Here is a 24,039-nt window from a genome sequence, read left to right on the forward strand (position 1 = left end):
TATTGAGGTTTTCACCGCATTCCCGGCCATGCGCACGGCACGACGCTACATCGCCCGCGAAATATACCGCTCGACCACCGTCGTCCTGGTGGCCCTGGTGGGCCTTTTCATGTTCTTCGCGCTGATCGAAGGCCTGGACAAGGTCGGCCAGCGCCTGACCCTGCTGAACCTGTTCTACCTGCAGGCCCTGGACGTCCCCAACCACCTGTACGAACTGCTGCCCATCGGCCTGCTGATCGGCGCGGTGCTGGCGCTCGCGGGGCTGGCGCAGCGCAACGAACTCACCATCCTGCGGGCCTCGGGCGTCAGCGGCATGCGTCTGCTGGGCGCCCTGTGGCTGATCACGATCCCGCTCGTCATGGGCGCCTTCATCCTGTCGGAATTCATCACCCCGGCGGCGGAACTGCGCGGCAGCGAGTCCCGCCTGGCCTTGCTGGGCCGCACCGATGGCGGCCGCCTGTCGAGCGGCTACTGGTTCAAAGAGGCGGACGACCAGGGCGGCACCCGCATCATCAACATCGGCCAGCTCACCGGCCAGGGCCGCGTCGACGACGTGGTGCTCTACGAATTCGCGGCGGACGACACCCTGCGGGACGTCGTCCGGGCCGCCGACGGGCAGTTCGAACAGGGCCGCCTGGTGCTGCGCGACCTGACCGAGACCCGCATCCACCCGCAATCCGCGAACGCCCTGGCCGACGCCAGCATCCCCGCCGCTCCCGTCAGCGAGCTCGTCCACCTGGACGAGCGCAGCATTCCCACCTCGCTGACACCCGAACGCCTGATCGCCCGCATCCTGACGCCCGAGCGCATGGCGATCTCGGACCTGCTGGATTACATCCACTACCTGAAAAACAATCAGTTGCAGACCGACCGCCAGGAGGTCGCCCTGTGGCGCAAGATCGCCTACCCCTTCACCCTGCTCGTCATGATCACCATCGCCGCGCCGATCGGCTTCATGCAGACACGCCGGGGCGGGGTCGGCCTCAAGGTCTTCGCGGGCATCATCCTGGGGGTGGGCTTCTTCATGCTCAACCAGTTGGCCCTGAACGCCGGCATGCTGGGCGACTGGCCGCCCTGGGCCACGGCCCTGGTGCCCAGCCTGGCCGGTCTGGCGGCCGCCCTGCTGGCCCTGTTCGGCATGGAACACCGCCATCCGCTGTCCATGTGGCTGCGCCAGCGCCGGCTCCGGCGGAATCCCGCATGACCCATTCAGAAACACCCCGGGGCGATGTCTGGGTCATCGGCGATGTCCAGGGCTGCGCGGGCGCCCTGCGCGCCCTGCTGGCCCACCCCGAACTTTCTCTTCCCGACACGGAATTGTGGTTCGCCGGGGACCTGGTCAACCGCGGCCCCGATTCCCTGGGCGCGCTGCGCCTGATCAAATCCCTGGGCACCCGCGCCCGCTCCATCCTGGGCAACCACGACCTGCACCTGCTGGCCGTGGTGGCGGGCGTGCGCCCGCCGGGCAAATCCGATACGTTCCATGACATCCTGGAGGCGCCCGACGCCGCCGAACTGATCGACTGGTTGCGCCACCGGCCGCTGCTGGTGCGCGACCGGGGCCATGTCATGGTCCACGCCGGCATCCTGCCCGCCTGGACCCTGGACCAGGCCCAGGCGCTGGCGGGCGAGATCGAAACCGCGCTGCGCCGCCCCGACTGGCATCCCGCCCTGCGGGATCTGTACGGCGAGGAACCCCTGCAATGGGACGACACCCTGCGGGGGCCGGACCGCATGCGGGTGATCGTCAATGCCCTGACCCGCATGCGGGTCTGCCATGCCGAGGACGGCCGCATGGATTTTCGCTACAAGGGCGAGCCCTATGGCAGTCCCGGCCTGGTGCCCTGGTTCGAGCTGCCCGGCCGGCGAGATCCGGCCGAGCCGGTGGTCTTCGGCCACTGGTCCGCCCTGGGGCTGCATATCCGCGCGGATGCGATCTGCCTGGACACCGGCTGCGTCTGGGGACGCGCGCTGACCGCGTTGCGGCTGCGCGACCACAGGATCATCCAGCAGGACTGCGCGGCCTGCCGCTGACGCCGGTGTCGCGTCCGCTCGTCGCACCGGATCCGGCGCATGCCGATTCGCCGCGCACGGCCGCGCCGATGGCCGCCTGTGCGTGCCGCGCCACATCCGCCCGCGCCAGACCCTCCGCCGCCCGGATCGGCGCCAGAAAGACGCATTCGACCGTCACGCCCCGGGCGCCGAGCAGGCACCACAGGTTCGCCACCAGCGTCTGCTCGCCGACGAAGGCCAGTTCCGGAGCCCGCCGTCCGTGCCGCAGGAAGCGCAGGGCCACCGGCTGCGTCGGCACGCCCGCGCGCACGGCAGCGTCGAACAGCCCCGCGTAAAAGGGCAACACGTCCGAACCATCGGTGGTCGTGCCCTCGGGAAACAGCCCCACGGCGTCGCCCCGCTCGAAACAGGCGCGCATCTGGCGGCCGGCGTCGCGCACGGCGTGCCGGTGACGCCGGTCGATGAACAGCGTGCCCGCCCAGGCGACCAGCAGTCCGATCACCGGCCAGCGCCGGATGTCGCTCTTGGCCACGAACGAGGTGGTGCGCACACTGTTGAGCACGAAGATATCGACCCAGGAAACGTGGTTGGCCGCCCACAGGACGGCGCCATGGCTGACGGGATCCCCCAGACGGCGCACACGGACCCCGCACAGGCGCATCAGGCCCCGCGACCACGCGCCCACGACCCGGCGCCGCCGGGCGCGGCCCAGGAACGGAAACACCAGCAGTTCGGTCGACAGGCCCAGCAGGACCCAGGTCGATACGCAGATGAAACGGAACAGGAAAAGAAACGGCGCCACCGGCATCCCCTACCCGGAATGGGCAATGGCGCACATCATAACTGGATGAGATCGGACACGGGACAGCCCCTGTCGCCTGTTTCGTGCCGATCGAGAGGAAGGGCTTATGCCTGATGATCCAGATAACGCTGCAGGATCACGGCGGCGGCCATGGCATCGTCGGGGGCGCGGGAGCCCAGGATCCGCTGGGCTTCCAGGCTGGAACCCCGTTCGTCCACCAGTTCGACACGCACGCGGAAGCGGCCCTCGAGCTGATGCGCGAAGCGACGGCTGTGCCGCGACGCGGGCTGTTCATCCCCGTCCAGCGTCAGGGGCAGGCCCACGACCACCCGGTCGGGCTGCCATTCGGCCAGCAGGGCGCCGACCTGGGCGAAGCGCTGTTCGCGCGTGGCCGGCGTCAGGATGCACAACGGGCGCGCCTGGTTCGTCAGCGTGTTGCCCAGCGCCACACCGATTTTCTTCAGGCCGTAATCGAAAGCCAGCAGCGTCTGTTCGGACTGGAGAGGCTTCGGCACGTGGTCAGGCATGGCCCGCGTCGCTGGCCAGCATCGAAGCGCGGATGCCCAACTGGGCCAGGGCGGCGTCGTAGCGGTCCTCGGCGGGCGTGTCGAACAGGATGTCGTTGGACGACAGCACGTTCAGCCACGCGTTGCGGGCGAGTTCGTCCTCGAGCTGGCCCGCGCCCCAGCCCGCATAGCCCAGCGTCACCAGCAGCCGGGCGGGACCGTGGCCGGCCGCGACGTCCTGGAGCACGTCGCGCGAGGTGGTCAGCGCCACATCGCCCCCCAGTTCGATGCTGGAACTGTATTCGCCGCGCGGCACGTGCAGCACGAAGCCGCGATCGGTCTGCACCGGCCCGCCGAAGAACACCGGCGATTCGCTGACCGGACCGATTTCCAGCGACAGGGGCAGATCGATGCGTTGCAGCAGATCGCCAATGGTGAGATCGGTGGGCCGGTTGATCACCAGGCCCAGCGCGCCGTGTTCCGTATGTTCGCAGACATAGATCACGGTATTGGCCAGTTCGCCCGACACCATCCCCGGCATGGCCAGCAGGAACTGCCGGGACAGGTCGATGCGTGAACCGGCGTCGGAAGCATGCGGTACTGTCGTCATGACGATCCCCTGTAATCCGGCCCCGAGGCCCATGACACTAGAGTATCAGAAACGGATCAGATTTCGATGAGTTCGAAGTCCTCTTTCCGGGCGCCGCATTCGGGACAGACCCAGTTCGGCGGCACATCCTCCCAGCGCGTGCCGGGTGCGATCCCGTCCTCCGGGAAGCCGGCCGCCTCGTCATAGATCCAGCCACAGATCAGACACATCCAAGTTCGCATGACAATCAAAGCCTCATTCCCTGATTCGGCGGACGCGGGGCGATCCACGGGGTGGCCGCCCCGCGTCCGGCCTCAAGCATTCGATTAGAATGGATGCCATAGTACACAAACCGCCGGCCATGGCGACCGGCCTCTCTTTCCGCCATCATGTCCGCCCCCGACTCCCCTGCCATCCCCCTGCCCCTGATCTTCGGTCCTTTCGACCCCAGCGGGGCCAGTCACCTGCCGATCGACGCGGTCATTTGCGCCGGCCTGGGCGCGCACGCGGGTTCCGTGGCCACCGCCATCCATGTCCAGGACACCGCCGGCACGGAAACCATCCAGCGCCTGGCTCCGGACCTGGTCGACGATCAGGCCCGCTGCCTGCTCGAGGACATGACCATCGGCGCCCTGAAGATCGGCCCGCAATACGACCCCGAGACCATCTCGACGCTGGCCCAGATCGCGGCCGACTACAGCGCCCTGCCACTGGTGCTGCAATTGTGCGCACCGCCACCGGTCCCCGACCTGGAGGACCTGGACCCCGAGGAAACCATCGGCGCAATGCTCGAGCTGCTGGTGCCCCAGGCGCATCTCGTCGTCGTCGACGACCGCCTGCCGGAACAATGGGCCGGCCAGGGCCTGCTGTCCTCGACCCGGGCCGACGACCCGATCGGCGCCCTGCACGAACTCGGCGCGCCGCTCGTCCTGTGCTGCAACGCGACGCTCGGCCCCGGGCTGAACGGCCTGATCCTGCATGCGCGCGGCCAAGCCGGCCGCCGCTGGCCCTGGCCCGCCCCGCGCGTGCGCACGGGCGACGCCGAGAGCCTGCTGGCCACTGTGCTGTGCTGCCTGCTGGCCCGCGGGCTGGACCCGGACGAGGCCATCCCCCAGGCGGTCACGAGCGCCACCGCCTTGCTCGCACGGCATTTCCACCCCGGCATGGGGCAGCGCATCCTGCTGCATGCCGCGTCATGAGCCCGCTCCGGTTCCCGCGCGGCCTGTATGGCGTCACACCCGACTGGGCCGACACCGATCGCCTGCTGGCCGCCATCGGGCAGGCACACGCCGGCGGCATGACCGTCCTGCAGTGGCGCCGCAAGCACGGCGCGCAGGCCGACCTGCGCGCCCAGGCCCTCGCGGTCCGCGACCTGTGCCTGCGCCTGGGCCTGCCCCTGATCGTCAACGACGACTGGCGCCTGGCGGCCGACCTGGACGCCGACGGCGCCCATCTGGGCCGGGATGACGGCGCCGTCGCCCAGGCCCGACTGGCGCTGGGCCCGGACAAGCTGATCGGCTGCTCCTGCTACGACCAGACGGCGCTGGCCGCCCGGCGACTGCGGGACGACGCCGACTACATCGCCTTCGGCGCCCTGTACCCGTCGGACGTCAAGCCCGACGCCGTGCGCGCCACCCTGGACCACGTCCGCGCCGGCCGCCGCCTGGCCGAAACGCACATCCACGGCGCGCCCGCCGGCGGGATGCGCCGCGCGGCGGTCGTGGCGATCGGCGGCATCACCCCCGACAACGCCGCGCCCGTGATCCGGGCGGGCGCCGACGGCGTCGCCATCATCAGCGCCCTGTTCGACGCCCCCGACATCCGCGCGGCCGCGCGCCGTTTCGCCGACCTGTTCAGCGCCGATCCCTCTTGAACCCCCGCAGCAACCGGAACCTCGTCATGTCCCGCAATACCGAACTCTTCGAACGCGCCTGCCGCGCCATCCCCGGCGGCGTCAACTCGCCCGTGCGCGCCTTCCGTTCCGTGGGCGGCACCCCGCCCTTCATCCAGCGCGCCCAGGGCCCCTACCTGTGGGATGCCGAAGGCACCCGCTACATCGATTACATCGGCTCCTGGGGGCCCGCCATCCTGGGCCACGCCGACCCCGAGGTCGTGGCCGCCGTGCAGGCCGCCGCCGTGGACGGCCTGTCCTTCGGCGCGCCGACCGAGGCCGAAATCGAACTGGCCGAGGCCATCATCGAGCGCATTCCCTCGATCGAGCAGGTGCGCCTGGTCAGTTCCGGCACCGAGGCCACCATGTCGGCGATCCGGCTGGCGCGCGGCCATACCGGCCGGTCCAAGATCATCAAGTTCGAGGGCTGTTACCACGGCCACGCCGACAGCCTCCTGGTCAAGGCCGGATCGGGCATGCTGACCTTCGGCAACCCCACTTCGGCCGGCGTGCCGCCCGAATTCGTCCAGCACACCCTGGTGCTGGACTACAACGACCTGGCCGCCGTCGAGGCCGCCTTTGCTCAGTACCCCGAAGACATCGCCTGCGTCATCGTCGAACCCATCGCCGGCAACATGAACATGGTGCGCCCGGCACCCGGCTTCCTCGAAGGCCTGCGCGCGCAGTGCACCCGCCACGGCGCCGTCCTGATCTTCGACGAAGTCATGACCGGACTGCGCGTGGGACCGCAAGGCATGCAGGGCCTGTGCGGCGTCACGCCCGACATGACCACGCTGGCCAAGATCATCGGCGGCGGCATGCCGGTGGGCGCCTTCGGGGGCCGCGCCGACATCATGGCCGACATCGCGCCGCTGGGCGCGGTCTACCAGGCGGGCACCCTGTCGGGCAACCCGGTGGCGGTCGCCGCCGGGCGCGTCACCTTGCGTCGCCTCGCCGAGCCGGGCTTCCACGACGCCCTGCACCGGCAGACCGGCCTGCTCATTCAGGGACTGGTCGAACGCGCTCGACGCCATGGCGTGACCCTCAGCGGCGATTGGCAAGGCGGCCTGTTCGGCCTGTATTTCCGCAACACGGTGCCAACCACCCTGACCGAGGTCTCCGCCAGCGATCTCGACGCCTTCAAGCGCTTCTTCCACGGCATGTTGTCCGAAGGCGTACATTTCGCACCTTCCGCCTTCGAGGCCGGCTTCGTCTCGGCCACGCACGACGACGCCGTCATCCAGGCGACGCTGGACGCGGCCGACCGGGTGTTTGCGCGACTTCAATAATCCGGACTTCAAGTTTCTTGACGCAGGACAAGGACACGCCTCCGGCGGTTCCCTAAACTGGGGACGCTCTGATCAAGTCCGCCCGGAGGCGCGTCATGACCGACTACACCCAATACGCCGCGACCCAGCATCCTTCCGTCACCCCCCAGGTGCCGGACCTCGAAACCCAGGCCACCGGCCAGGAACCCCAGGACCTGCGCCTGTGGCTGCGCATGCTCAGTTGCTGCACGCTGATCGAAAACGAATTGCGCAGCCGGCTGCGCACCGAATTCCAGACCACGCTGCCGCGCTTCGACCTGATGTCGCAGCTCACCCACGCCCCCAAAGGCCTGAAAATGAGCGAACTGTCCCGCCTGATGATGGTGACCAACGGCAACATCACCGGCATCACCGACCAGCTCGAAAAAGACGGGCTGGTCGAACGCCTGAAGGACGACACCGACCGCCGCAGCTCGCTGATCCGCCTCACGCTGAAGGGCCGCCGCTACCACCGCCGCATGCAGCGGGCACATGCCTCCTGGATCCAGTCCTTGCTGGGCGGCCTGGCGCCGGCCGCGCGCGCGACCCTGTTCGATCTCCTGGGCGATCTGAAGCAATCCACCTACGCGCGCCTGCCGGCGGCCTGATCGCCGGAACGCCCGGGCACCCCGGATGCACAGCCCCCATTCGGCATAGAATGGGGGCTGTTTTTTTGCTACGGACTCCCTCCCCGCCATGGCCATCAACCTGATCATCCCGTCGCAAGACGCCATCCACCCGGTCCCCGGCATCCGCATCGGCACGGCCGAGGCCGGCATACGCAAGGCCGGGCGCCGCGACCTGACCGTCCTGCTGCTGGACGAAGGCGCCTCGGTGACGGGGGTCTTCACGCGCAACCGCTTTCGCGCCGCGCCGGTCCAGGTCTGCGAGGCACACCTGGCCGCGGGCGCCGGCATCCGCGCCCTGGTCGTCAACACCGGCAACGCCAACGCCGGCACCGGGGAACCCGGCCTGCGCGCCGCACACGAAACCTGCCGCGCCCTGGCGGACCGGCTGGGCGTCGCGCCGGAACAGATCCTGCCGTTTTCCACCGGGGTCATTCTGGAACCGCTGCCCGTGGACCGACTGATCGCGGGCCTGCCGGCCGCCCTGGACGACGCCCGTCCGGACCACTGGTTCGAGGCGGCCCACAGCATCATGACCACGGACACCCAGCCCAAGATCCACTCCACGCGGATCGACCTGGACGGCACGCCGGTGTCGGTCACGGGCATCAGCAAGGGCGCCGGCATGATCCGCCCCAACATGGCGACCATGCTGGGCTTCCTGGGCACCGACGCGGGTCTGCCGCCCGCGCTGCTGCGCGGCCTGGCCAAACGCATCGCCGACCAGTCTTTCAACCGCATCACGGTGGATGGCGACACCTCCACCAACGACTCCTTCATCCTCATCGCGACCGGCGCCAGCGGCGCGCGCATCGAGTCCGAACAGGATCCGCGTTTCGCCGCCCTGGCCGAGGCCCTGACGGCCGCCGCCCGCGACCTGGCCCAGAAGATCGTGCGCGACGCCGAGGGCGCGACGAAATTCATGACCATCCGCGTCGAGCAGGCCGCCTCCACGGACGAGGCCCTGAAGGTCGCCTACGCCATTGCCCATTCGCCGCTGGTGAAAACCGCTTTCTACGCGTCCGACCCCAACCTGGGCCGCATCCTGGCGGCCATCGGCTACGCCGGCATCGACGACCTGGACGTCTCGAAGCTGACCCTGTGGCTGGGCGACGTGCGCGTGGCCTCGCAAGGCGGCCGCGACCCGGCCTACCGCGAAGAAGACGGCCAGCGCGTCATGAAGGAAGCCGAAATCCTGGTGCGCGTGGTCCTGGGGCGCGGCGACGTGGCCGACACCGTCTACACCTGCGACTTCTCGCACGAATACGTCAGCATCAATGCGGATTATCGATCCTGATGCTAGGGTTTACCCTTAATTAGGGGGAGTTGGCCGGGGATTCTTTGTTCTAGGGTTATCCCTAGGACTATACTGGGCCAGGTGCGCCGTCGGATGGCTTTTCCGGTCAAGGGCGCACAGTCCAGTCATCGCCCATCCGGGCAGGAACTCCCTCATGAATACGTCCCCAACGGCAGCGGCGATCACGCTGCCTCCCAACACCTTGAACGATCAGCAAGAGGCTGCTGACGCCCGCTGGACCCCGGGCAGGATCGCCCTGTGGGCAGCCATCGCCCTCATCGGCGCCGCCGCGTGGTCCGTACTGGCCATTTCGCGCGGCGAAACCATCAACGCCGTCTGGTTCGTGCTGGCGGCCGTCTGCACTTATCTGGTGGGCTATCGCTTCTATTCGAAAATGATCGAACGGCGCGTCGCCCTGCCGGACGACAGCCGCGCCACGCCGGCCGAATACAACTCCAACGGCCGCGACTTCGTTCCGACGGACCGCGTCGTCCTGTTCGGGCATCACTTCGCCGCCATCGCTGGCGCGGGCCCCCTGGTGGGGCCGGTGCTGGCCGCGCAAATGGGCTACCTGCCCGGCACGATCTGGATCGTCGTGGGCGCGGTGCTCGCAGGCTGCGTCCAGGATTATCTGGTGCTGTTCTTTTCAATGCGGCGCGGCGGACGCTCGCTGGGCCAGATGGCCCGCGAGGAACTCGGCGTCGTGGGCGGCACGGCGGCGCTGGTCGCCACGCTGGCCATCATGATCATCATCGTCGCCATTCTGGCGCTGGTCGTGGTCAACGCGCTGGGTGAATCCCCCTGGGGCGTGTATTCAGTCTCGCTGACCATTCCCATCGCCCTGTTCATGGGCTGCTACCTGCGCTACCTGCGTCCCGGCAAAGTCCTGGAAGTCTCGCTCATCGGCCTGGCCCTGCTCATGTTCGCCATCATCTCCGGGCGCTGGGTGGCCGAATCCGAATGGGGCAGCGCCTTGTTCCACATCGACCGCCTGACCCTGGCCTGGGCCATCATCGCCTACGGCTTCATCGCCTCCATTCTGCCCGTCTGGCTGCTGCTTGCGCCGCGCGATTACCTGTCCACCTTCATGAAGATCGGCGTCATCGGCCTGCTGGCCCTCGCCATCCTGGTGGTGCAACCGGAAATCGCCGTGCCCGCCTTCTCGGAATTCTCCGGCCGCGCCGACGGCCCGGTCGTTCCCGGCTCCCTGTTCCCCTTCCTGTTTGTCACGATCGCCTGTGGCGCGCTTTCCGGGTTCCACGCCCTGATCTCATCGGGCACTACCCCCAAGCTGGTCGAAAAAGAAAAGCAGACGCGTTTTCTGGGCTACGGCGGCATGCTGATGGAATCGCTGGTCGCCATCATGGCGCTGGTGGCGGCCATCTCGATCGATCGCGGCATCTACTTCGCCATGAATGTCTCCGCGGCGTCGACGGGCGGTACCGTTGACTCCGCTGTGGCCTTTGTCAACGGTCTGGGTCTGGCGGGCGTCCACCTGACGCCCGACATGCTGACCGACCTGGCGCGCAACGTGGGCGAGCCCAGCATCATTTCGCGCACCGGCGGCGCGCCCACGCTGTCCGTCGGCATCGCCCACATCATGCACCAATGGTTTGGCGGCACCGCCATGATGGGCTTCTGGTACCACTTCGCCATCATGTTCGAGGCCCTGTTCATCCTCACGGCTGTGGATGCCGGCACACGCGTCGCGCGTTTCATGCTGCAGGACACCATCGGCAACTTCGTTCCCAAATTCAAAGATACATCCTGGAAGCCGGGCGCCTGGCTCTGCACGGCGATCATGGTCGCGGGCTGGGGCTATATCCTGGTCCTGGGCGTCACCGACCCGCTGGGCGGCATCAATACCTTCTTCCCATTGTTCGGGATCGCCAACCAGTTGCTGGCCGCCATCGCGCTGGCGGTAGTGATGGCCATCGTGGCCAAGCGCGGCAATTTCCGCTACCTGTGGGTCGTCGCCGCCCCCCTGGTGTTCATCGCCATCATCACGATCTGGGCATCCTGGGAAAAGATCTTCTCCAACATCCCCGCCGTCAGCTACTGGGCTCAGCACGAAGCCTTCAAGAACGCGCTGGCCGAAGGCAAGACGAGCTTCGGCACCGCGCATACGGTGGAAGCGATGCAAGCCGTGGTGCACAACACCTTCGTGCAGGGATCCCTGTCGATCGTCTTCGTCGTGCTGGCCCTGATCGTCATGGGCACGGCCGTCCTGACGGCCTGGCGCGCCTACCGCAAGACTCAGCCCAGCGATAGCAACGAAGACCCGCGCGTCGAATCGCGGCTGTTCGCGCCGGCGGGCCTGCTGCCGACCCCGTCGGAAAAAGCCCTGCTGGCCCGTTGGGCAACCGCGTCCTCGCCCGCCACACCGGCAGTGATGGGGCACTGATATGCCGAACCAAGTCCAGCCCGGCCAGCGCCGCCGCCTCGGCGGGCTGGGCCAGTTCTTCAAGGGCATCCTGCGCGCGGACGCCTACCAGAAATACCTGGAGCACATGGCACGCGCACATCCCGACCAGGCGCCCGCGTCGGAGCGCGAGTTCTGGCGTGAGCGCTACGACTGGGAAGACCGCAATCCGCAAGGACGCTGCTGCTAGCCACGCCGGCCATGGGCCGGCACACCCCCTTGATTTACAAGCCGAATTCTGCGAAAATGCACGGCTTGGTCTGGCTTATCGGTAAGTCAGGCCGTCTTTGGTATCCTGGCGCTTGCGTCAACGGGCCTTGCACTTTACTTGGGGCAGGTCCGCATCGCCGGGAATTTTCACAGGAAATCCCCATGTACGCGGTCATAAAAACCGGCGGCAAACAGTATCGTGTTAGCGCCGGCCAAAAACTGAAAATCGAACAGATACCGGCTGACATTGGGCAAGAAATCTCGCTCGACCAGGTGTTGTCGGTCGGCGAAGGCGAAACGCTGAAGATCGGCGCGCCCTTCGTCGAAGGCGCCGCGGTCAAAGCCACCGTTCTTGCACAAGGCCGTCACGACAAGGTCAAAATCTTCAAGATGCGCCGTCGCAAGCACTACCAAAAGCGCCAAGGCCATCGCCAGAATTACACCGAAATCCGCATCGACGCCGTCGCGGCCTGATCCGGTCATCGCATTTAGGAGCTCATCATGGCACACAAAAAGGGCGGCGGCTCGACTCGCAACGGCCGCGATTCCGAATCGAAACGACTGGGCGTGAAGGTCTACGGCGGCCAGCAGATCTCGGCCGGCGGCATCATCGTCCGCCAGCGCGGCACCCAGTTCCACCCCGGCGTCAACGTCGGCATCGGCAAGGACCACACGCTGTATTCCCTGGTGGACGGCGTGGTGCAATTTGCCGTCAAGGGCGCGCAGAACAAGCGCACCGTCTCGGTGAACACGGCGAGCTGATTCCGGCCGCCATGCGCGCAAAGGCCCTGCCTGCCGGCAGGGCCTTTTTGTATTGGATAAAATGAATCACGCGCGCCCTTCGCGCGCGGGACCGCCTCACACCGCTCGGGCCAAGGCCCCGGAACCCACCATGAAATTCGTAGACGAAGCCACCATCGAGGTCATCGCCGGCAAGGGCGGTAATGGCGTCGCCAGCTTCCGCCGGGAAAAATTCATTCCCATGGGCGGTCCCGACGGCGGCGACGGCGGCCGGGGGGGCTCCGTCCTGGCCGTGGCCGACCGCAACATCAACACCCTGATCGATTTCCGTTATGCCCGGCTGCACCGGGCAAAGAACGGCGAAAACGGCCGGGGTTCGGATCAATACGGCGCGGGTGCGCCGGACATCGTGCTGCGTATGCCCGTGGGCACGGTGATCCACGACGCGGACACCGGCGAACCGCTCTTCGACCTGGACCGACACGGCGCCCAGGTCACGCTGGCGGCCGGCGGCGCGGGCGGTCTGGGCAACCTGCACTTCAAATCCAGCACCAACCGCGCGCCGCGCCAGTTCACACCCGGGCGCGAGGGCGAGCAGCGCCGCCTGCGGCTTGAACTGAAGGTGCTGGCCGACGTGGGCCTGCTGGGCATGCCCAACGCGGGCAAGTCCACCCTGATCACGCGCGTGTCCAACGCCCGGCCGAAAATCGCAGACTACCCCTTCACCACCCTGCACCCGAACCTGGGCGTGGTGCGGACCTCGCCGTCGCACAGCTTCGTCATCGCCGACATCCCCGGCCTGATCGAGGGCGCTTCGGAAGGCGCCGGCCTGGGCCACTTGTTCCTCCGCCACCTCAGCCGCACCCGCGTGCTGCTGCACCTGCTGGACGTACATTCTCCCGACCCGGACGTCGACGCCTGCGCCCAGGCCGTGCTGGACGCCCGGGCCATCGAGCGCGAACTCGAACGCTACAGTCCGGACCTGGCCGCCAAGCCGCGCTGGCTGGTGCTGAACAAACTGGACATGGTCGAAGACCCCGCCGCCGTCCAGGACCGCATCTGCCATGAACTCGGCTGGACGGGGCCGGTCTTCGGCATTTCCGCCCTGACCGGCGAAGGCACCCAGGCCCTGACCGGGGCGCTGCAATCCTGGCTGGACGAACAGCGGCGCAGCGCCCATGCTCACGACGAGGACCCCCGCTTCACACGCGGCGAACCGGACACGGGCGACGACCAGAACGCGCCGGGCGCCACCGATCCGGACGATCCCCGCTTCACTCGCTGACCTCCTGTTTTCTCACGCCGCCATGACTCGTCCGGATCTTCCGCCTTCCGTCGCCCGGGATGCGCAACGCCTCGTCCTCAAGGTCGGATCCTCCCTCGTCACCAACGAAGGCCGGGGCATCGACCTGGAAGCTGTCGCCCAATGGGCCGAGCAGATCGCCGGCCTGCATGCCTCGGGCCGCCAGGTGGTGCTGGTGTCCAGCGGCGCGATCGCCGAAGGCATGGCGCGCCTGGGCTGGCCCCGGCGCCCCAAGCTCATGTCCGAACTGCAGGCGGCGGCCGCCGTCGGGCAGATGGGCCTGATCCAGGCCTACGAGGCCGCTTTCGCCCGTCATGGCGTGCGCACCGCCCAGATCCTGCTGACGCACGAGGATCTGGCCGACCGCCGCCGCTACCTGAACGCCCGCAGCACACTGAACACGCTGCTGGCCCTGGGTGTAGTGCCCATCGTCAATGAGAACGACACGGTCGTCACCGATGAGATCCGTCTGGGAGACAACGATACCCTGGGCGCCCTGGTGACTAACCTGATCGAGGCCGACACACTGGTCATCCTGACCGATCAGCCGGGCCTGTACAGCGCCGATCCGCGCAAGCATCCGGACGCACGCTTCATTCACCAGGGCGAGGCGGGCGATCCGGCGCTGGAAGCCATGGCGGGCGGTTCCGGCAGCGCCATCGGCACGGGCGGCATGCTGACCAAGGTCCTGGCCGCGCGACGCGCCGCCAACAGCGGCGGCCATACCATCATCGCCTCCGGCCGCGAACCCGCCGTGCTGCTGCGCCTGGCCTCGGGCGAGCCGATCGGCACCGAACTGCGCGCCGGCCTGCCGGTCCGTTCGGCCCGGCAGCGCTGGCTGGCCAACCACCTGCGCCTGCGGGGACGCGTCACCCTGGACGCCGGCGCCGTGCGCGCGCTGACCCAGGGGCATCGCAGTCTGCTGCCCATCGGCGTGATCGCCGTCGAAGGCGATTTCGAACGGGGCGACGTGGTGGCCTGCGTGGACGAGCACGGCGTGGAATGCGGCCGCGGCCTGATCAACTATTCGTCCGCCGACACGGCCCGCATCCTGCGCCAGCCCAGCGCCCGCATCGCGGAGATCCTGGGCCACCTCTCCGACCCGGAACTGATGCACCGCGACAACATGGTCGTCGTACGGATGAGGCGGGACATCGGATAGTCCCTGCGGGCCATCCGACGCCGGACGACGCGCACCGGGCCTGTCTAGCGCTGCGCCGGAATGAACTGGGTCTCCTTGACCTCTTCCATCACCACGCAGCTTTTGGTCTGCGTCACACCCGGCAGGCGCAACAGGATCTCGCCCAACAGGCTGCGATACTGGCCGATTTCCTTGATCCGCGCCTTGACCATGTAGTCGAAATCCCCGGACACCAGGTGGCATTCCAGCACCTGGGGCACGCACAGCACTTCGCGGCGGAAGTCCTCGAAGGTGCGACCGGACTTGCTGGACATGCTGATTTCCACGAAAACCAGCAGACCCGCGTCCAGGGCGGCCGGCGACACCCGGGCGTGATAGCCGGTGATCACGCCATCTCGTTCCAGGCGGCGCACGCGCTCGATGCAGGGCGTAACCGTCAACCCCACCGCATCGGCCAGCTCGGTCATCGACAGGCGGCCATTCTGCTGCAGCAAATCCAGGATGTGGCGGTCGATCTTGTCCAGGGCATGGACGGATTCTTTTTGCACGCGCATGATCACTCTCCGGAATGGCGCAATCGGCGGCCGCCCGGACCCGCATTGATCCGCGGAAAGCGGCCAGGAAACCCCGGGAAACGGAATCGGCGCGGCGGCCCCAGGATTTTGCCCTGTCCGCCCTCGCCGTTTTCCACCAGCATTAACTAATTTTCATGAAAAACTCATTTTTTCATGAAAAAATGTCTGGGTATATTGCCTATCATCATGAAAAATTAATCCATTGAGGGTGCATCATGAAGGTTCTGGTTCTGGGAGCGGGCGTCGTGGGCGTCACGAGCGCCTATTACCTGGCCCGGCAAGGGCACGAAGTCACCGTGATCGACCGCGAGAACGGTACGGCTGAGGAAACCAGCTTCGGCAACGCCGGCCAGCTGTCCTTCGGCTATTCCTCGCCCTGGGCCGCGCCCGGCATCCCGCTGAAGGCGCTCAAATGGCTGTTCACGCCGCATGCGCCGCTGACCATCCGGCCCGACGGCAGCCTGTTCCAGTTGCGCTGGATGCTGGACATGTGGCGCAACTGCACCCCGGCCCGCTACGCCGCCAACAAAGATCGCATGCTACGCCTGTCGGCCTACAGCCGCCAGTGTCTGCACGCGCTGCAGACCGACACGGGCATCCAGTTCGAGGGCCGGCGCCAGGGCACGCTGCAGCTATTCCGGACCCAGAAGCAGATGGACGACGCCCAACGCGACGTCCAGGCCCTGAGCGACGCCGGCATCGCCCACGAACTGGTCGATGGCGACCGGCTGGCCCAGTACGAACCCGCGCTGGCACAGGTCCGCCACAAGCTGGTGGGCGGCCTGCGCACGCCGGAAGACGAGACCGGAGACTGCCGCCTGTTCACCCAGGCGCTGACCCGGCTGGCCGAGGCCGAAGGCGTGCGCTTCCGCTATGGTGAAACCATCCAGGCGCTGCAGACGTCGGGAGACCGCGTCACGGGCGTGCAATGCGTCTCCGGCCTGGAACGGGCCGACGCCTACGTGGTCGCGCTGGGCTCCTATTCGCCCCTGCTGCTGCGCGGTCTGGTCGACATCCCGGTCTATCCCATGAAAGGCTATTCCATCACCGTGGACATCGCCGATCCGGAGCGTGCCCCGGTATCCACGCTGCTGGACGAGACGTACAAGATCGCCCTGACGCGCTTCGATCAGCGCATCCGCGTCGGCGGCATGGCCGAGGTCGTGGGCTACGACACGGCCCTGGACCCACGCCGCCAACGGACGCTGGAGATGGTGCTCAATGACCTGTTTCCGGGCAGCCATGCTCCGGGCGATGTGCATTTCTGGACCGGACTGCGCCCCAAGACCCCCGACAGCACCCCCATCGTGGGCCCCACCCGCCTGGGCAACCTGTACCTGAACACCGGCCATGGCACGCTGGGCTGGACCATGTCCTGTGGCAGCGGCCGACTGATCGCGGACATCGTGTCCGGCAAGCCGACAGACATCCGCCATGACGACCTGGGCGTCCAGCGCTACCGCTGAAGGATTGCGGACTCAGACTTCCCAGACGTAGCCATAGCCGCGCAGGGACTCCACCGGCGGCTCCATGCCGGCCTGCCGTCCCCGCCAGCGCAGGCGGCTGACGATGCCGCGCGGCTTGGGGTCGTGCGGCTGGCGGCCGCGGGCATGCCGCCACCCCTGGAGCAGCGCCTGGTTCAGCATCGCATGGCTGGCGAGATGGCCGGGCGCCTCGAACAGGCAGATCAGGATCGCGCGCTCCGAGACGGTCAGGCGCAGGGAAGCCCCGTCGCGATGCCGCAAAAGCCAGCCTTGATCCTCCAGCGTCCAGTACCCGATGGCGTGGCGCGGATCCGCCGCGTCCCCGGCGCGATCGATCCGCCGCAGGTGCAAGGCCCGCAGAATGGCCGCCAGCACGGCCGGCGTATCGTCCTGCCGCATCACCCAGTCCACGCCGACCTGCAGCAATGCCGTCAGTTCGCCCCGGCGCGCAGGCCCCATGAAGGCCACCAGATCCAGCGGCAATCCCATGTCGCGCGCCAACCACGCCGCGCGGCAGTTCGATGCCGCGTCCGACATCAGCAACGCGGCATCGCAACCCCGCAGGGCTTCCCCGATCGTTTGCCGGTCGAGGCCTTCTTGGTTGCCACACCGTCGCACCCGGCAGCCTGCGGCACGCAGGTACTGCAAATTGGCATTGTCCTCGGGCGCCAATGCCCAAACGAGGCGGCCCTGCATCCCTTTTCTCCTGCTTATCCGCTCAATAATTACAAATGTATTATTTCATAAACACCAATGTGATCGTCCTTTTTAGTCCAATGGGCGGGTGGAAACCTTTGCAGAACGGCTCCGGCATGCCCGACTCCTGCGCGGCCTGTCGCAGGAGACTTTGGCACGTGCCTGCGGGCTGTCGCAAAGCGCCATTTCCAGCTACGAGAACGGCACCCGTCAATCGCCGAAAAAACTGCTGAGCCTGGCCCAGGTCCTGGAAGTGGACATCTATTGGCTGAGCCGCGGCCAGGGCGACATGACGCCGCCACCCGGCGCGATCGGCGCCCTTGGGGAAGGCGCCTGGCCCTTTCCCTCGATCGACCCCCGGCAATTCTGGACCCTGACCCGCAAGGACCGACTGGTCGTGGAAAGCGCCGTCGGCGCCCTGATCGACAGCCTGCTGATTTCAGGAAAAGAAGGCTAACCCCGCCACGCGCCCTGCGGACAGGTATACTGCACCACACGCAGGGGTACTCGCCGGCTTGTCCGGCGTGTTGAGAGAAACCCTTCGTACCAGTACGGATAATGCCGATGCTGGGAGCGTGCGCGGTTTCCTCCCGGGTTCCCCGGCCTTTTCCGGAACCCTCTTCCCCCGGAACGCGCTTCCCCCTCCCCGACTCGGCTCCACTTCCGAAATTTTTTCGAACCTGGAGCTACACCTTGAACGCCAATCCGCAATTCCTGGCCGCCCGCGCCACCGTCGACCTGGCCGCGATCGAACCACTGCCGCAATCCCGCAAGATCCACGAAACCGGGTCCCGACCCGACATCCGCGTGCCTTTCCGCGAAATCCGCCAGGACGACACGCCCACCCTGTTCGGCGGCGAACCCAACCCGCCCCTGACGGTCTACGACACCAGCGGCCCGTACACCGACCCCGACGCCACCATCGACATCCGCAAGGGGCTGCCCGCTCCGCGCCTGCCCTGGATCCTGGAGCGCGGCGACACCGAGGAACTGCCCGGCCTGAGCAGCCAGTACGGCCGCGCCCGGCTGACGGACCCGGAGCTGGACGCGCTGCGTTTCGACCTGAAGCGGGCGCCGCGCCGCGCCCGCGCCGGCGCGAACGTGTCCCAGATGCACTACGCCCGCCGGGGCATCGTGACGCCCGAGATGGAATTCGTCGCAATCCGCGAGAACCTGCGCCGCGATCAGTACGTCGAAGCCCTGCGCCGCACCGGACCGGACGGCGCGCGCCTGGCCGAGCGCCTGACGCGCCAGCATCCCGGCCAGTCCTTCGGCGCGTCCATCCCCGAACGGATCACGCCCGAATTCGTGCGCGACGAGGTCGCCCGGGGCCGCGCCATCATCCCGGCCAACATCAATCACCCGGAAGTCGAGCCCATGGCCATCGGGCGCAATTTCCTGGTCAAGGTCAACGCCAATATCGGCAATTCGGCCATCCGCTCCGACATCAGCGAGGAAGTCGAGAAGATGACCTGGGCGATCCGCTGGGGCGGCGATACAGTCATGGACCTGTCCACCGGCAAGCACATCCACGAAACACGCGAATGGATCATCCGCAATTCGCCGGTGCCCATCGGCACCGTGCCGATCTACCAGGCGCTGGAAAAGGTCGGCGGCATCGCCGAGGAGCTGAACTGGGAAATTTTCCGCGACACGCTGGTCGAGCAGGCCGAACAGGGTGTGGACTATTTCACGATCCACGCGGGCGTGCGCCTGCCCTTCGTGCCCATGACGGCCAGCCGCATGACGGGGATCGTGTCGCGCGGTGGTTCGATCATGGCGAAGTGGTGTCTGGCGCACCACAAGGAAAGTTTCCTCTACGAGCGCTTCGAGGACATCTGCGAGATCATGAAGGCCTACGACGTCAGCTTCTCGCTGGGCGACGGGCTGCGGCCGGGATCCGGCTACGACGCCAACGACGAGGCCCAGTTCGCGGAACTGCGCACGCTGGGCGAGCTGACCCAGGTCGCCTGGAAACACGACGTGCAGGTGATGATCGAGGGCCCGGGCCACGTGCCCATGCACATGATCCGCGAAAACATGGACCTGCAGTTGAAGCACTGCCACGAGGCCCCGTTCTACACCCTGGGACCGCTGACCACGGACATCGCGCCGGGCTACGACCACATCACCTCGGGCATCGGCGCGGCCCTGATCGGCTGGTACGGCACCGCCATGCTGTGCTATGTGACGCCCAAGGAACACCTGGGCCTGCCCAACAAGAAGGACGTGAAGGACGGCATCATCACCTACAAGATCGCCGCCCATGCGGCCGACCTCGCCAAGGGCCATCCGGGCGCGTCGATCCGCGACAACGCCCTGTCCAAGGCGCGCTTCGAGTTCCGCTGGGAAGACCAGTTCAACCTGGGCCTGGATCCGGACACGGCGCGCGCCTTCCATGACGAAACCCTGCCCAAGGACTCGATGAAGGTGGCGCACTTCTGCTCCATGTGCGGACCCAAGTTCTGCAGCATGAAGATTTCTCAGGATGTGCGCGACTATGCCCGGGAGAACGGCCTGGACGAGGCCGCCGCCCTGGCGCGGGGCATGGCGGCCAAGTCGGCCGAATTCATCAGCCAGGGAGCGGAAATCTACCAGAAGGCTTAAAAGAAGCGCCTGCCCCCAAAGGGGGCCTTACTTCACCGCGTACAGAAACAGTTCCACGCGGCGGTTCAGGGCGCGGCCTTCGGCGGTGGCATTGTCGCCCACCGGATTGGCGGCGCCGCGGCCCTCGGCCGTCAGCCGGCCGGCGGCCACGCCCTGCCCCGCCAGGTACTGCGTCACCGCGCCGGCCCGGCGCTGGGACAGCGGCACATTGATGGCATCGGTCCCCGTGGAGTCGGTATAGCCGATCGCCTTGGCGCGCAGTTCGGGATGCTGGCTCAGGGCCCGGGCCACACTGTCCAGGACCGGCAGCAGCGCGGGTTTCAGCACGGCCTTGCCGGTATCGAATGACACGTTGCTGGGAATGTTGACCTTCAGCGTGCCGTCGGGCATCTCGATGACGGCAATCCCCAGGTTCGACGCGCCGGATTTCTCGACGTCCTGCTTGACCGTCTTCCAGTTGTACCCGACGACGCTGCCCACCACGGTGCCGATGCCGGCGCCGATCAGGGCCGCCTGGCCGCTGTCGCCGATCAGCGCCCCCAGTCCCGCACCGATGGCGGCGCCCGCGCCGGCCCCGACCGCCGTGTTCTGGCCCTGGGGCGACATGTTGGCGCAGGCCGTCAAGAGCGCCAGGCTGCCGACTGCCGCCACCCGGGCGGCCCGTTCTGTTGCTGTGCGCATCGCGTTCTCCTTGTTGTGCGAACGAGAACAGCGTAGCAAGAAGCCCGGCCGGTAGTGTAACTTGATGTGACCCGGTCAGTGCAGGATCTGGCTGAGGAACAGCTTGGTGCGCTCGTTCCGGGGGTTGTCGAAAAAGGCGTCCGGGGCGTTCTGTTCGATGATCTCGCCATGGTCCATGAAGATCACCCGGTCGGCGACCTTGCGCGCGAACCCCATTTCATGAGTCACGCATAACATCGTCATGCCGGTTTCCTCGGCCAGTTCGACCATGACGTCCAGCACTTCTTTCACCATTTCGGGATCCAGGGCGGACGTCGGCTCGTCGAACAGCATGATCTTGGGGTTCATGCACAGGGACCGGGCGATGGCCACGCGCTGCTGCTGGCCGCCGGAGAGCTGGCCCGGATACTTGTTCGCCTGTTCGGGGATGCGCACCCGGTCCAGGTATTTCATGGCGGTCGCCTCGGCTTCGGCCTTGGGGCGCTTGAGCACCCACACCGGCCCCAGCGTCAGGTTTTCCAGCACGGTCATGTGGGGGAACAGATTGAAATGCTGGAACACCATGCCGACGTCGCGGCGGATGGCCTCGATCTGCTTGAGATCATTGGTCAGTTCGGTGCCGTCGACGATGATCTGGCCTTCCTGGTGCTCTTCCAGGCGGTTGATGCAGCGGATCATGGTCGACTTGCCCGACCCGGAGGGTCCGCAGATCACGATGCGCTCGCCGGGCGCGACGTCCAGGTTCAGGTCCTTCAGGACGTGGAACTGGCCATACCATTTGTTGACGTTCTGCAGGCGGATGATGGGTTCCGACATGGACGGAGGCTCCTGCGGCGGGACCACGGTCCCACGGGTGAGAAGATTAACGATGCTGCCCCTGATCCAGCTGGCGTTCCAGCGACAGGCTGTAGCGCGAGATCGAGTAGCAGAATATGAAATAGATGAGCGAGATGAACAGGTAGGATTCCGTGCTGAAGCCGCGCCAGACGGCATCGGACACGGCCGCCTTGGCCGCCTGGGTCAGGTCGAAGATGCCGATGATCACCACCAGGGACGTGTCCTTGAACAGGGAGATGAAGATCCCCACCAGCGGTGGAATGACGATCTTCAGCGCCTGCGGCAGGATGATCTTGCGCATCTGCTGCCAGTAGCTCAGCCCCAGGGAGTCGGCGCCCTCGTACTGGCCCTTGGGGATGGCCTGAAGACCGCCGCGCACGGTCTCGGCCACATACGCCGCGGCGAACAGGATGATGGCGATCTGGGCGCGCAGCAGCTTGTCGATGGCGAAGCCTTCGGGCAGGAACAGCGGCAGCATCACCGAGGACATGAACAGCAGGCTGACCAGGGGCACCCCGCGGATCAGTTCGATGTAGACCACGCACACGGCCTTGACGCCCGGCATGTGCGAACGCCGGCCCAGGGCGAGCAGCAGTCCGAAGGGGAAGGCGAAGGCGATGCCGAAGGTCGACAGGATCAGGGTCAGCGGCAGGCCGCCCCACTTGGCGTTTTCCACGTAGGTCAGCCCCAGGACGCCGCCCCACATCAGCACGCCGACGGCCACCAGGGCGACGACCCACAGCAGGCCCAGGAACGGCTTCCAGAACCAGCGGATGCAGCTGCAGACGATCGCTCCCACCAGGATCACGGAGGCCAGCAGCGGCCGCCATTGCTCATCGTAGGGATAAATGCCGAACAGGATCAGGCGGTGCTTTTCACGCACGAAGGCCCAGCAATAGCCGCCGGTTTCCCGGCACTGGGCCGCCGTGGTGGCGGCGAAGTCGGGCTTGATGAACAGGTAGTCGATCAGGGCCGGAATCGCCAGCAGCAGCAGCCACAGGGCCAGGATCGTCAGGATCGCGTTCAGCGGCGAGGAGAACAGCCGGCTGCGCATCCAGCCGATCACGCCCGTGTCGGTGCGCGGCGGCTGGCGGTCGGCACTGGGAAGAGTATGGTCCATCTAGCGCTCCACCAGCGCGATGCGCTTGTTGTACCAGTTCATGAAGACCGAGATCGACAGGCTGACGACCAGGTAGGCGGCCATGATGATCATGATGCCCTCGATGGCCTGCCCGGTCTGGTTCAGGATGGTGTTGGTGACGGCCACGATGTCGGGGTAGCCGATGGCCACGGCCAGCGAACTGTTCTTCGTCAGGTTCAGATACTGGCTGGTCATGGGCGGGATGATCACCCGCATGGCCTGGGGCAGGATCACCAGCCGCAGGGTGCGCGCCCGAGACAGGCCGATCGAGGAGGCGGCTTCCCATTGGCCCGGGCTGACGGCCTGGATGCCGGAACGCACGACCTCGCCCACGAAAGCCGAGGTGTAGGTCACCAGTCCCAGCAGCAACGCCGAGAATTCGGGCGACATGTTCAGTCCGCCCTGAAAATTGAAGCCCTTGAGTTCGGGCCGGTCCAGGACCAGCGAACCGCCGCTGATCCAGAAAGCCAGCACAGGCACGACGATCAGCAGGCCCAGGGCCGCACGCCCCAGGGGAAAGATCTTGCCGGTGGCGTCCTGGCGGCGGCGCGCCCAATGGGCGAGCAACACGATCAGCACGATGGCCAGCGCCAATCCGCCAAAGATCCAGTCCATCGCATCGCCCTTGAACCAGGGGACCTTGAAGCCGCGATTGGAAACGAAGACGTCGGGCAGGGGCTGCAGCGCCTGCCGGGGGCCTGGCATGAGCTCGGTGATCAGGGCATACCAGAAGAAGAGCTGCAGCAGCAGCGGGATGTTGCGCATGACCTCGATGTAGAGGCCGGCCAGGCGCGAGATCAGCCAGTTCTTCGACAGACGGCTGATGCCCAGCAGCGTGCCGAACAAGGTGGCGGCGATCACCCCGATCACGGAGACCTTGAGGGTGTTCAGCAGGCCGACCACGACCGCGTGGCCATAGGTGTCCGCAGGGGAATAATCCACCATCGACTCGCCGATGGCGAATCCGGCCTCTTCGTGCAGAAAGTCGAAACCAGTGGAGATGTTGCGCGCCGCCAGATTGTGCAGCGTGTTGGAAGCCAGGTACCACACGCCCAGAGCGACAAGTCCCAGAATCAGGATCTGGTAGATCAGCGCGCGCGTGGCCGGATCGTTCCAGGACCAGCGCCTGCGAGGCGCCCTGGGTGCGCGAGGTGTCGTTTCTTTCATAGG

At 66.9% G+C, this 24,039-nt stretch carries 26 protein-coding genes; 16 read left to right on the forward strand and 10 right to left on the reverse strand.

The window, feature by feature from the left end; genetic code table 11:
- Positions 1–28: 28 nt before the first annotated feature.
- Complete coding sequence (gene lptG / locus O4H32_RS00445) at positions 29–1,204, forward strand: LPS export ABC transporter permease LptG (protein WP_269355683.1); 1,176 nt, start codon at positions 29–31, stop codon at positions 1,202–1,204.
- A complete protein-coding gene (locus O4H32_RS00450; RefSeq protein WP_269355685.1) occupies positions 1,201–2,034 on the forward strand; it encodes a symmetrical bis(5'-nucleosyl)-tetraphosphatase in 834 nt (277 codons plus the stop codon). Before lptG ends, O4H32_RS00450 begins: the two co-directional genes overlap by 4 nt.
- Here the strand turns inward: O4H32_RS00450 and O4H32_RS00455 are convergent.
- From O4H32_RS00455 to O4H32_RS00470, 4 genes are all read right to left on the reverse strand, one after another.
- On the reverse strand, positions 2,003–2,815 hold the full coding sequence (locus O4H32_RS00455; RefSeq protein WP_269355687.1) for a lysophospholipid acyltransferase family protein: 813 nt from the start codon (positions 2,813–2,815) through the stop codon (positions 2,003–2,005). The genes O4H32_RS00450 and O4H32_RS00455 overlap by 32 nt on opposite strands.
- Positions 2,816–2,919: 104 nt before the next feature.
- Complete coding sequence (gene ruvX, locus O4H32_RS00460; RefSeq protein ID WP_269355688.1) at positions 2,920–3,342, reverse strand: Holliday junction resolvase RuvX; 423 nt, start codon at positions 3,340–3,342, stop codon at positions 2,920–2,922.
- A complete protein-coding gene (locus tag O4H32_RS00465) occupies positions 3,335–3,931 on the reverse strand; it encodes a YqgE/AlgH family protein (protein WP_269355689.1) in 597 nt (198 codons plus the stop codon). The genes ruvX and O4H32_RS00465 overlap by 8 nt, the downstream gene beginning before the upstream one ends.
- Before the next feature lie 56 nt (positions 3,932–3,987).
- Positions 3,988–4,152, reverse strand: coding sequence for a rubredoxin (locus O4H32_RS00470; protein WP_043685094.1), 165 nt, complete (start codon positions 4,150–4,152; stop codon positions 3,988–3,990).
- A gap of 147 nt (positions 4,153–4,299) precedes the next feature.
- Between O4H32_RS00470 and thiD the strand changes: the two genes are divergently transcribed.
- The 11 genes from thiD (at position 4,300) to proB (ending at position 14,869) form a co-directional block, all read left to right on the forward strand.
- Positions 4,300–5,109, forward strand: coding sequence for a bifunctional hydroxymethylpyrimidine kinase/phosphomethylpyrimidine kinase (thiD, locus tag O4H32_RS00475; RefSeq protein WP_269355691.1), 810 nt, complete (start codon positions 4,300–4,302; stop codon positions 5,107–5,109).
- The gene (gene thiE / locus O4H32_RS00480) at positions 5,106–5,783 is read left to right on the forward strand and encodes a thiamine phosphate synthase (RefSeq protein WP_269355692.1); all 678 of its coding nucleotides are present in this window, start codon (positions 5,106–5,108) and stop codon (positions 5,781–5,783) included. The genes thiD and thiE overlap by 4 nt, the downstream gene beginning before the upstream one ends.
- Positions 5,784–5,809: 26 nt before the next feature.
- A complete protein-coding gene (gene hemL / locus O4H32_RS00485; RefSeq protein WP_269355693.1) occupies positions 5,810–7,090 on the forward strand; it encodes a glutamate-1-semialdehyde 2,1-aminomutase in 1,281 nt (426 codons plus the stop codon).
- 95 nt (positions 7,091–7,185) lie between these two features.
- Entirely contained in the window at positions 7,186–7,716 is a 531-nt protein-coding gene (locus O4H32_RS00490) for a MarR family winged helix-turn-helix transcriptional regulator (protein ID WP_269355695.1), read from the forward strand.
- Positions 7,717–7,804: 88 nt separating this feature from the next.
- On the forward strand, positions 7,805–9,031 hold the full coding sequence (argJ, locus tag O4H32_RS00495) for a bifunctional glutamate N-acetyltransferase/amino-acid acetyltransferase ArgJ (RefSeq protein WP_269355697.1): 1,227 nt from the start codon (positions 7,805–7,807) through the stop codon (positions 9,029–9,031).
- 154 nt (positions 9,032–9,185) lie between these two features.
- Positions 9,186–11,435 carry a carbon starvation CstA family protein gene (locus O4H32_RS00500; protein ID WP_269355699.1) on the forward strand — a complete coding sequence of 750 codons (2,250 nt, stop codon included), beginning with the start codon at positions 9,186–9,188 and terminating at the stop codon, positions 11,433–11,435.
- 1 nt (position 11,436) lies between these two features.
- Entirely contained in the window at positions 11,437–11,643 is a 207-nt protein-coding gene (locus tag O4H32_RS00505) for a YbdD/YjiX family protein (RefSeq protein WP_269355701.1), read from the forward strand.
- 182 nt (positions 11,644–11,825) lie between these two features.
- Entirely contained in the window at positions 11,826–12,137 is a 312-nt protein-coding gene (rplU, locus tag O4H32_RS00510) for a 50S ribosomal protein L21 (protein ID WP_269355703.1), read from the forward strand.
- Between the two features lie 27 nt (positions 12,138–12,164).
- Complete coding sequence (gene rpmA, locus O4H32_RS00515; RefSeq protein WP_269355705.1) at positions 12,165–12,425, forward strand: 50S ribosomal protein L27; 261 nt, start codon at positions 12,165–12,167, stop codon at positions 12,423–12,425.
- A gap of 130 nt (positions 12,426–12,555) precedes the next feature.
- On the forward strand, positions 12,556–13,689 hold the full coding sequence (gene obgE / locus O4H32_RS00520) for a GTPase ObgE (protein ID WP_269355707.1): 1,134 nt from the start codon (positions 12,556–12,558) through the stop codon (positions 13,687–13,689).
- A 22-nt stretch (positions 13,690–13,711) separates the two neighbouring features.
- Entirely contained in the window at positions 13,712–14,869 is a 1,158-nt protein-coding gene (gene proB / locus O4H32_RS00525; protein WP_269355709.1) for a glutamate 5-kinase, read from the forward strand.
- A gap of 44 nt (positions 14,870–14,913) precedes the next feature.
- Here the strand turns inward: proB and O4H32_RS00530 are convergent, their stop codons facing one another.
- Positions 14,914–15,402 carry a winged helix-turn-helix transcriptional regulator gene (locus tag O4H32_RS00530; protein ID WP_269355711.1) on the reverse strand — a complete coding sequence of 163 codons (489 nt, stop codon included), beginning with the start codon at positions 15,400–15,402 and terminating at the stop codon, positions 14,914–14,916.
- A 236-nt stretch (positions 15,403–15,638) separates the two neighbouring features.
- Between O4H32_RS00530 and O4H32_RS00535 the strand changes: the two genes are divergently transcribed.
- Positions 15,639–16,889 (forward strand): D-amino acid dehydrogenase, encoded by a 1,251-nt coding sequence (locus tag O4H32_RS00535; RefSeq protein ID WP_269355713.1) that lies wholly within the window; start codon positions 15,639–15,641, stop codon positions 16,887–16,889.
- 12 nt (positions 16,890–16,901) lie between these two features.
- Here O4H32_RS00535 and O4H32_RS00540 read toward each other — a convergent pair whose 3' ends face one another.
- Positions 16,902–17,603, reverse strand: coding sequence for a response regulator transcription factor (locus O4H32_RS00540; protein WP_269355714.1), 702 nt, complete (start codon positions 17,601–17,603; stop codon positions 16,902–16,904).
- A gap of 88 nt (positions 17,604–17,691) precedes the next feature.
- Here O4H32_RS00540 and O4H32_RS00545 point away from each other — a divergent pair, with 88 nt between their 5' ends.
- Both O4H32_RS00545 and thiC read left to right on the forward strand, forming a co-directional pair.
- Complete coding sequence (locus O4H32_RS00545) at positions 17,692–18,060, forward strand: helix-turn-helix domain-containing protein (protein WP_269355716.1); 369 nt, start codon at positions 17,692–17,694, stop codon at positions 18,058–18,060.
- Positions 18,061–18,296: 236 nt separating this feature from the next.
- A complete protein-coding gene (gene thiC / locus O4H32_RS00550) occupies positions 18,297–20,210 on the forward strand; it encodes a phosphomethylpyrimidine synthase ThiC (protein ID WP_269355718.1) in 1,914 nt (637 codons plus the stop codon).
- Between the two features lie 27 nt (positions 20,211–20,237).
- On the opposite strand, the gene O4H32_RS00555 is transcribed toward thiC, so the two are convergent.
- The 4 genes from O4H32_RS00555 to O4H32_RS00570 form a co-directional block, all read right to left on the reverse strand.
- Positions 20,238–20,891, reverse strand: a complete 654-nt coding sequence (locus O4H32_RS00555; protein WP_269355719.1) for a YiaD family glycine zipper/OmpA-like lipoprotein — start codon at positions 20,889–20,891, stop codon at positions 20,238–20,240.
- Positions 20,892–20,966: 75 nt separating this feature from the next.
- Positions 20,967–21,707 carry an amino acid ABC transporter ATP-binding protein gene (locus O4H32_RS00560; protein WP_269355721.1) on the reverse strand — a complete coding sequence of 247 codons (741 nt, stop codon included), beginning with the start codon at positions 21,705–21,707 and terminating at the stop codon, positions 20,967–20,969.
- 46 nt (positions 21,708–21,753) lie between these two features.
- Positions 21,754–22,848 (reverse strand): amino acid ABC transporter permease, encoded by a 1,095-nt coding sequence (locus O4H32_RS00565; RefSeq protein ID WP_407932587.1) that lies wholly within the window; start codon positions 22,846–22,848, stop codon positions 21,754–21,756.
- Positions 22,849–24,036: an amino acid ABC transporter permease gene (locus O4H32_RS00570; RefSeq protein WP_269355723.1), complete on the reverse strand. Its 1,188-nt coding sequence runs from the start codon at positions 24,034–24,036 to the stop codon at positions 22,849–22,851.
- Between the last annotated feature and the right edge of the window lie 3 nt (positions 24,037–24,039).

This window comes from Castellaniella denitrificans, assembly GCF_027214045.1.
In the GTDB taxonomy this organism is placed as follows: domain Bacteria; phylum Pseudomonadota; class Gammaproteobacteria; order Burkholderiales; family Burkholderiaceae_B; genus Castellaniella; species Castellaniella denitrificans_A.

Coding starts and splice junctions, on each gene's coding strand:
- lptG (WP_269355683.1), top strand. CDS start 29: ATGCGCACGGCACGACGCTACATCGCCCGCGAAATATACCGCTCGACC.
- O4H32_RS00450 (WP_269355685.1), top strand. CDS start 1,201: ATGACCCATTCAGAAACACCCCGGGGCGATGTCTGGGTCATCGGCGAT.
- ruvX (WP_269355688.1), bottom strand. CDS start 3,342: ATGCCTGACCACGTGCCGAAGCCTCTCCAGTCCGAACAGACGCTGCTG.
- O4H32_RS00465 (WP_269355689.1), bottom strand. CDS start 3,931: ATGACGACAGTACCGCATGCTTCCGACGCCGGTTCACGCATCGACCTG.
- O4H32_RS00470 (WP_043685094.1), bottom strand. CDS start 4,152: ATGCGAACTTGGATGTGTCTGATCTGTGGCTGGATCTATGACGAGGCG.
- thiD (WP_269355691.1), top strand. CDS start 4,300: ATGTCCGCCCCCGACTCCCCTGCCATCCCCCTGCCCCTGATCTTCGGT.
- thiE (WP_269355692.1), top strand. CDS start 5,106: ATGAGCCCGCTCCGGTTCCCGCGCGGCCTGTATGGCGTCACACCCGAC.
- hemL (WP_269355693.1), top strand. CDS start 5,810: ATGTCCCGCAATACCGAACTCTTCGAACGCGCCTGCCGCGCCATCCCC.
- O4H32_RS00490 (WP_269355695.1), top strand. CDS start 7,186: ATGACCGACTACACCCAATACGCCGCGACCCAGCATCCTTCCGTCACC.
- argJ (WP_269355697.1), top strand. CDS start 7,805: ATGGCCATCAACCTGATCATCCCGTCGCAAGACGCCATCCACCCGGTC.
- O4H32_RS00500 (WP_269355699.1), top strand. CDS start 9,186: ATGAATACGTCCCCAACGGCAGCGGCGATCACGCTGCCTCCCAACACC.
- O4H32_RS00505 (WP_269355701.1), top strand. CDS start 11,437: ATGCCGAACCAAGTCCAGCCCGGCCAGCGCCGCCGCCTCGGCGGGCTG.
- rplU (WP_269355703.1), top strand. CDS start 11,826: ATGTACGCGGTCATAAAAACCGGCGGCAAACAGTATCGTGTTAGCGCC.
- rpmA (WP_269355705.1), top strand. CDS start 12,165: ATGGCACACAAAAAGGGCGGCGGCTCGACTCGCAACGGCCGCGATTCC.
- obgE (WP_269355707.1), top strand. CDS start 12,556: ATGAAATTCGTAGACGAAGCCACCATCGAGGTCATCGCCGGCAAGGGC.
- proB (WP_269355709.1), top strand. CDS start 13,712: ATGACTCGTCCGGATCTTCCGCCTTCCGTCGCCCGGGATGCGCAACGC.
- O4H32_RS00530 (WP_269355711.1), bottom strand. CDS start 15,402: ATGCGCGTGCAAAAAGAATCCGTCCATGCCCTGGACAAGATCGACCGC.
- O4H32_RS00535 (WP_269355713.1), top strand. CDS start 15,639: ATGAAGGTTCTGGTTCTGGGAGCGGGCGTCGTGGGCGTCACGAGCGCC.
- O4H32_RS00540 (WP_269355714.1), bottom strand. CDS start 17,603: ATGCAGGGCCGCCTCGTTTGGGCATTGGCGCCCGAGGACAATGCCAAT.
- O4H32_RS00555 (WP_269355719.1), bottom strand. CDS start 20,891: ATGCGCACAGCAACAGAACGGGCCGCCCGGGTGGCGGCAGTCGGCAGC.
- O4H32_RS00560 (WP_269355721.1), bottom strand. CDS start 21,707: ATGTCGGAACCCATCATCCGCCTGCAGAACGTCAACAAATGGTATGGC.
- O4H32_RS00565 (WP_407932587.1), bottom strand. CDS start 22,848: ATGGACCATACTCTTCCCAGTGCCGACCGCCAGCCGCCGCGCACCGAC.
- O4H32_RS00570 (WP_269355723.1), bottom strand. CDS start 24,036: ATGAAAGAAACGACACCTCGCGCACCCAGGGCGCCTCGCAGGCGCTGG.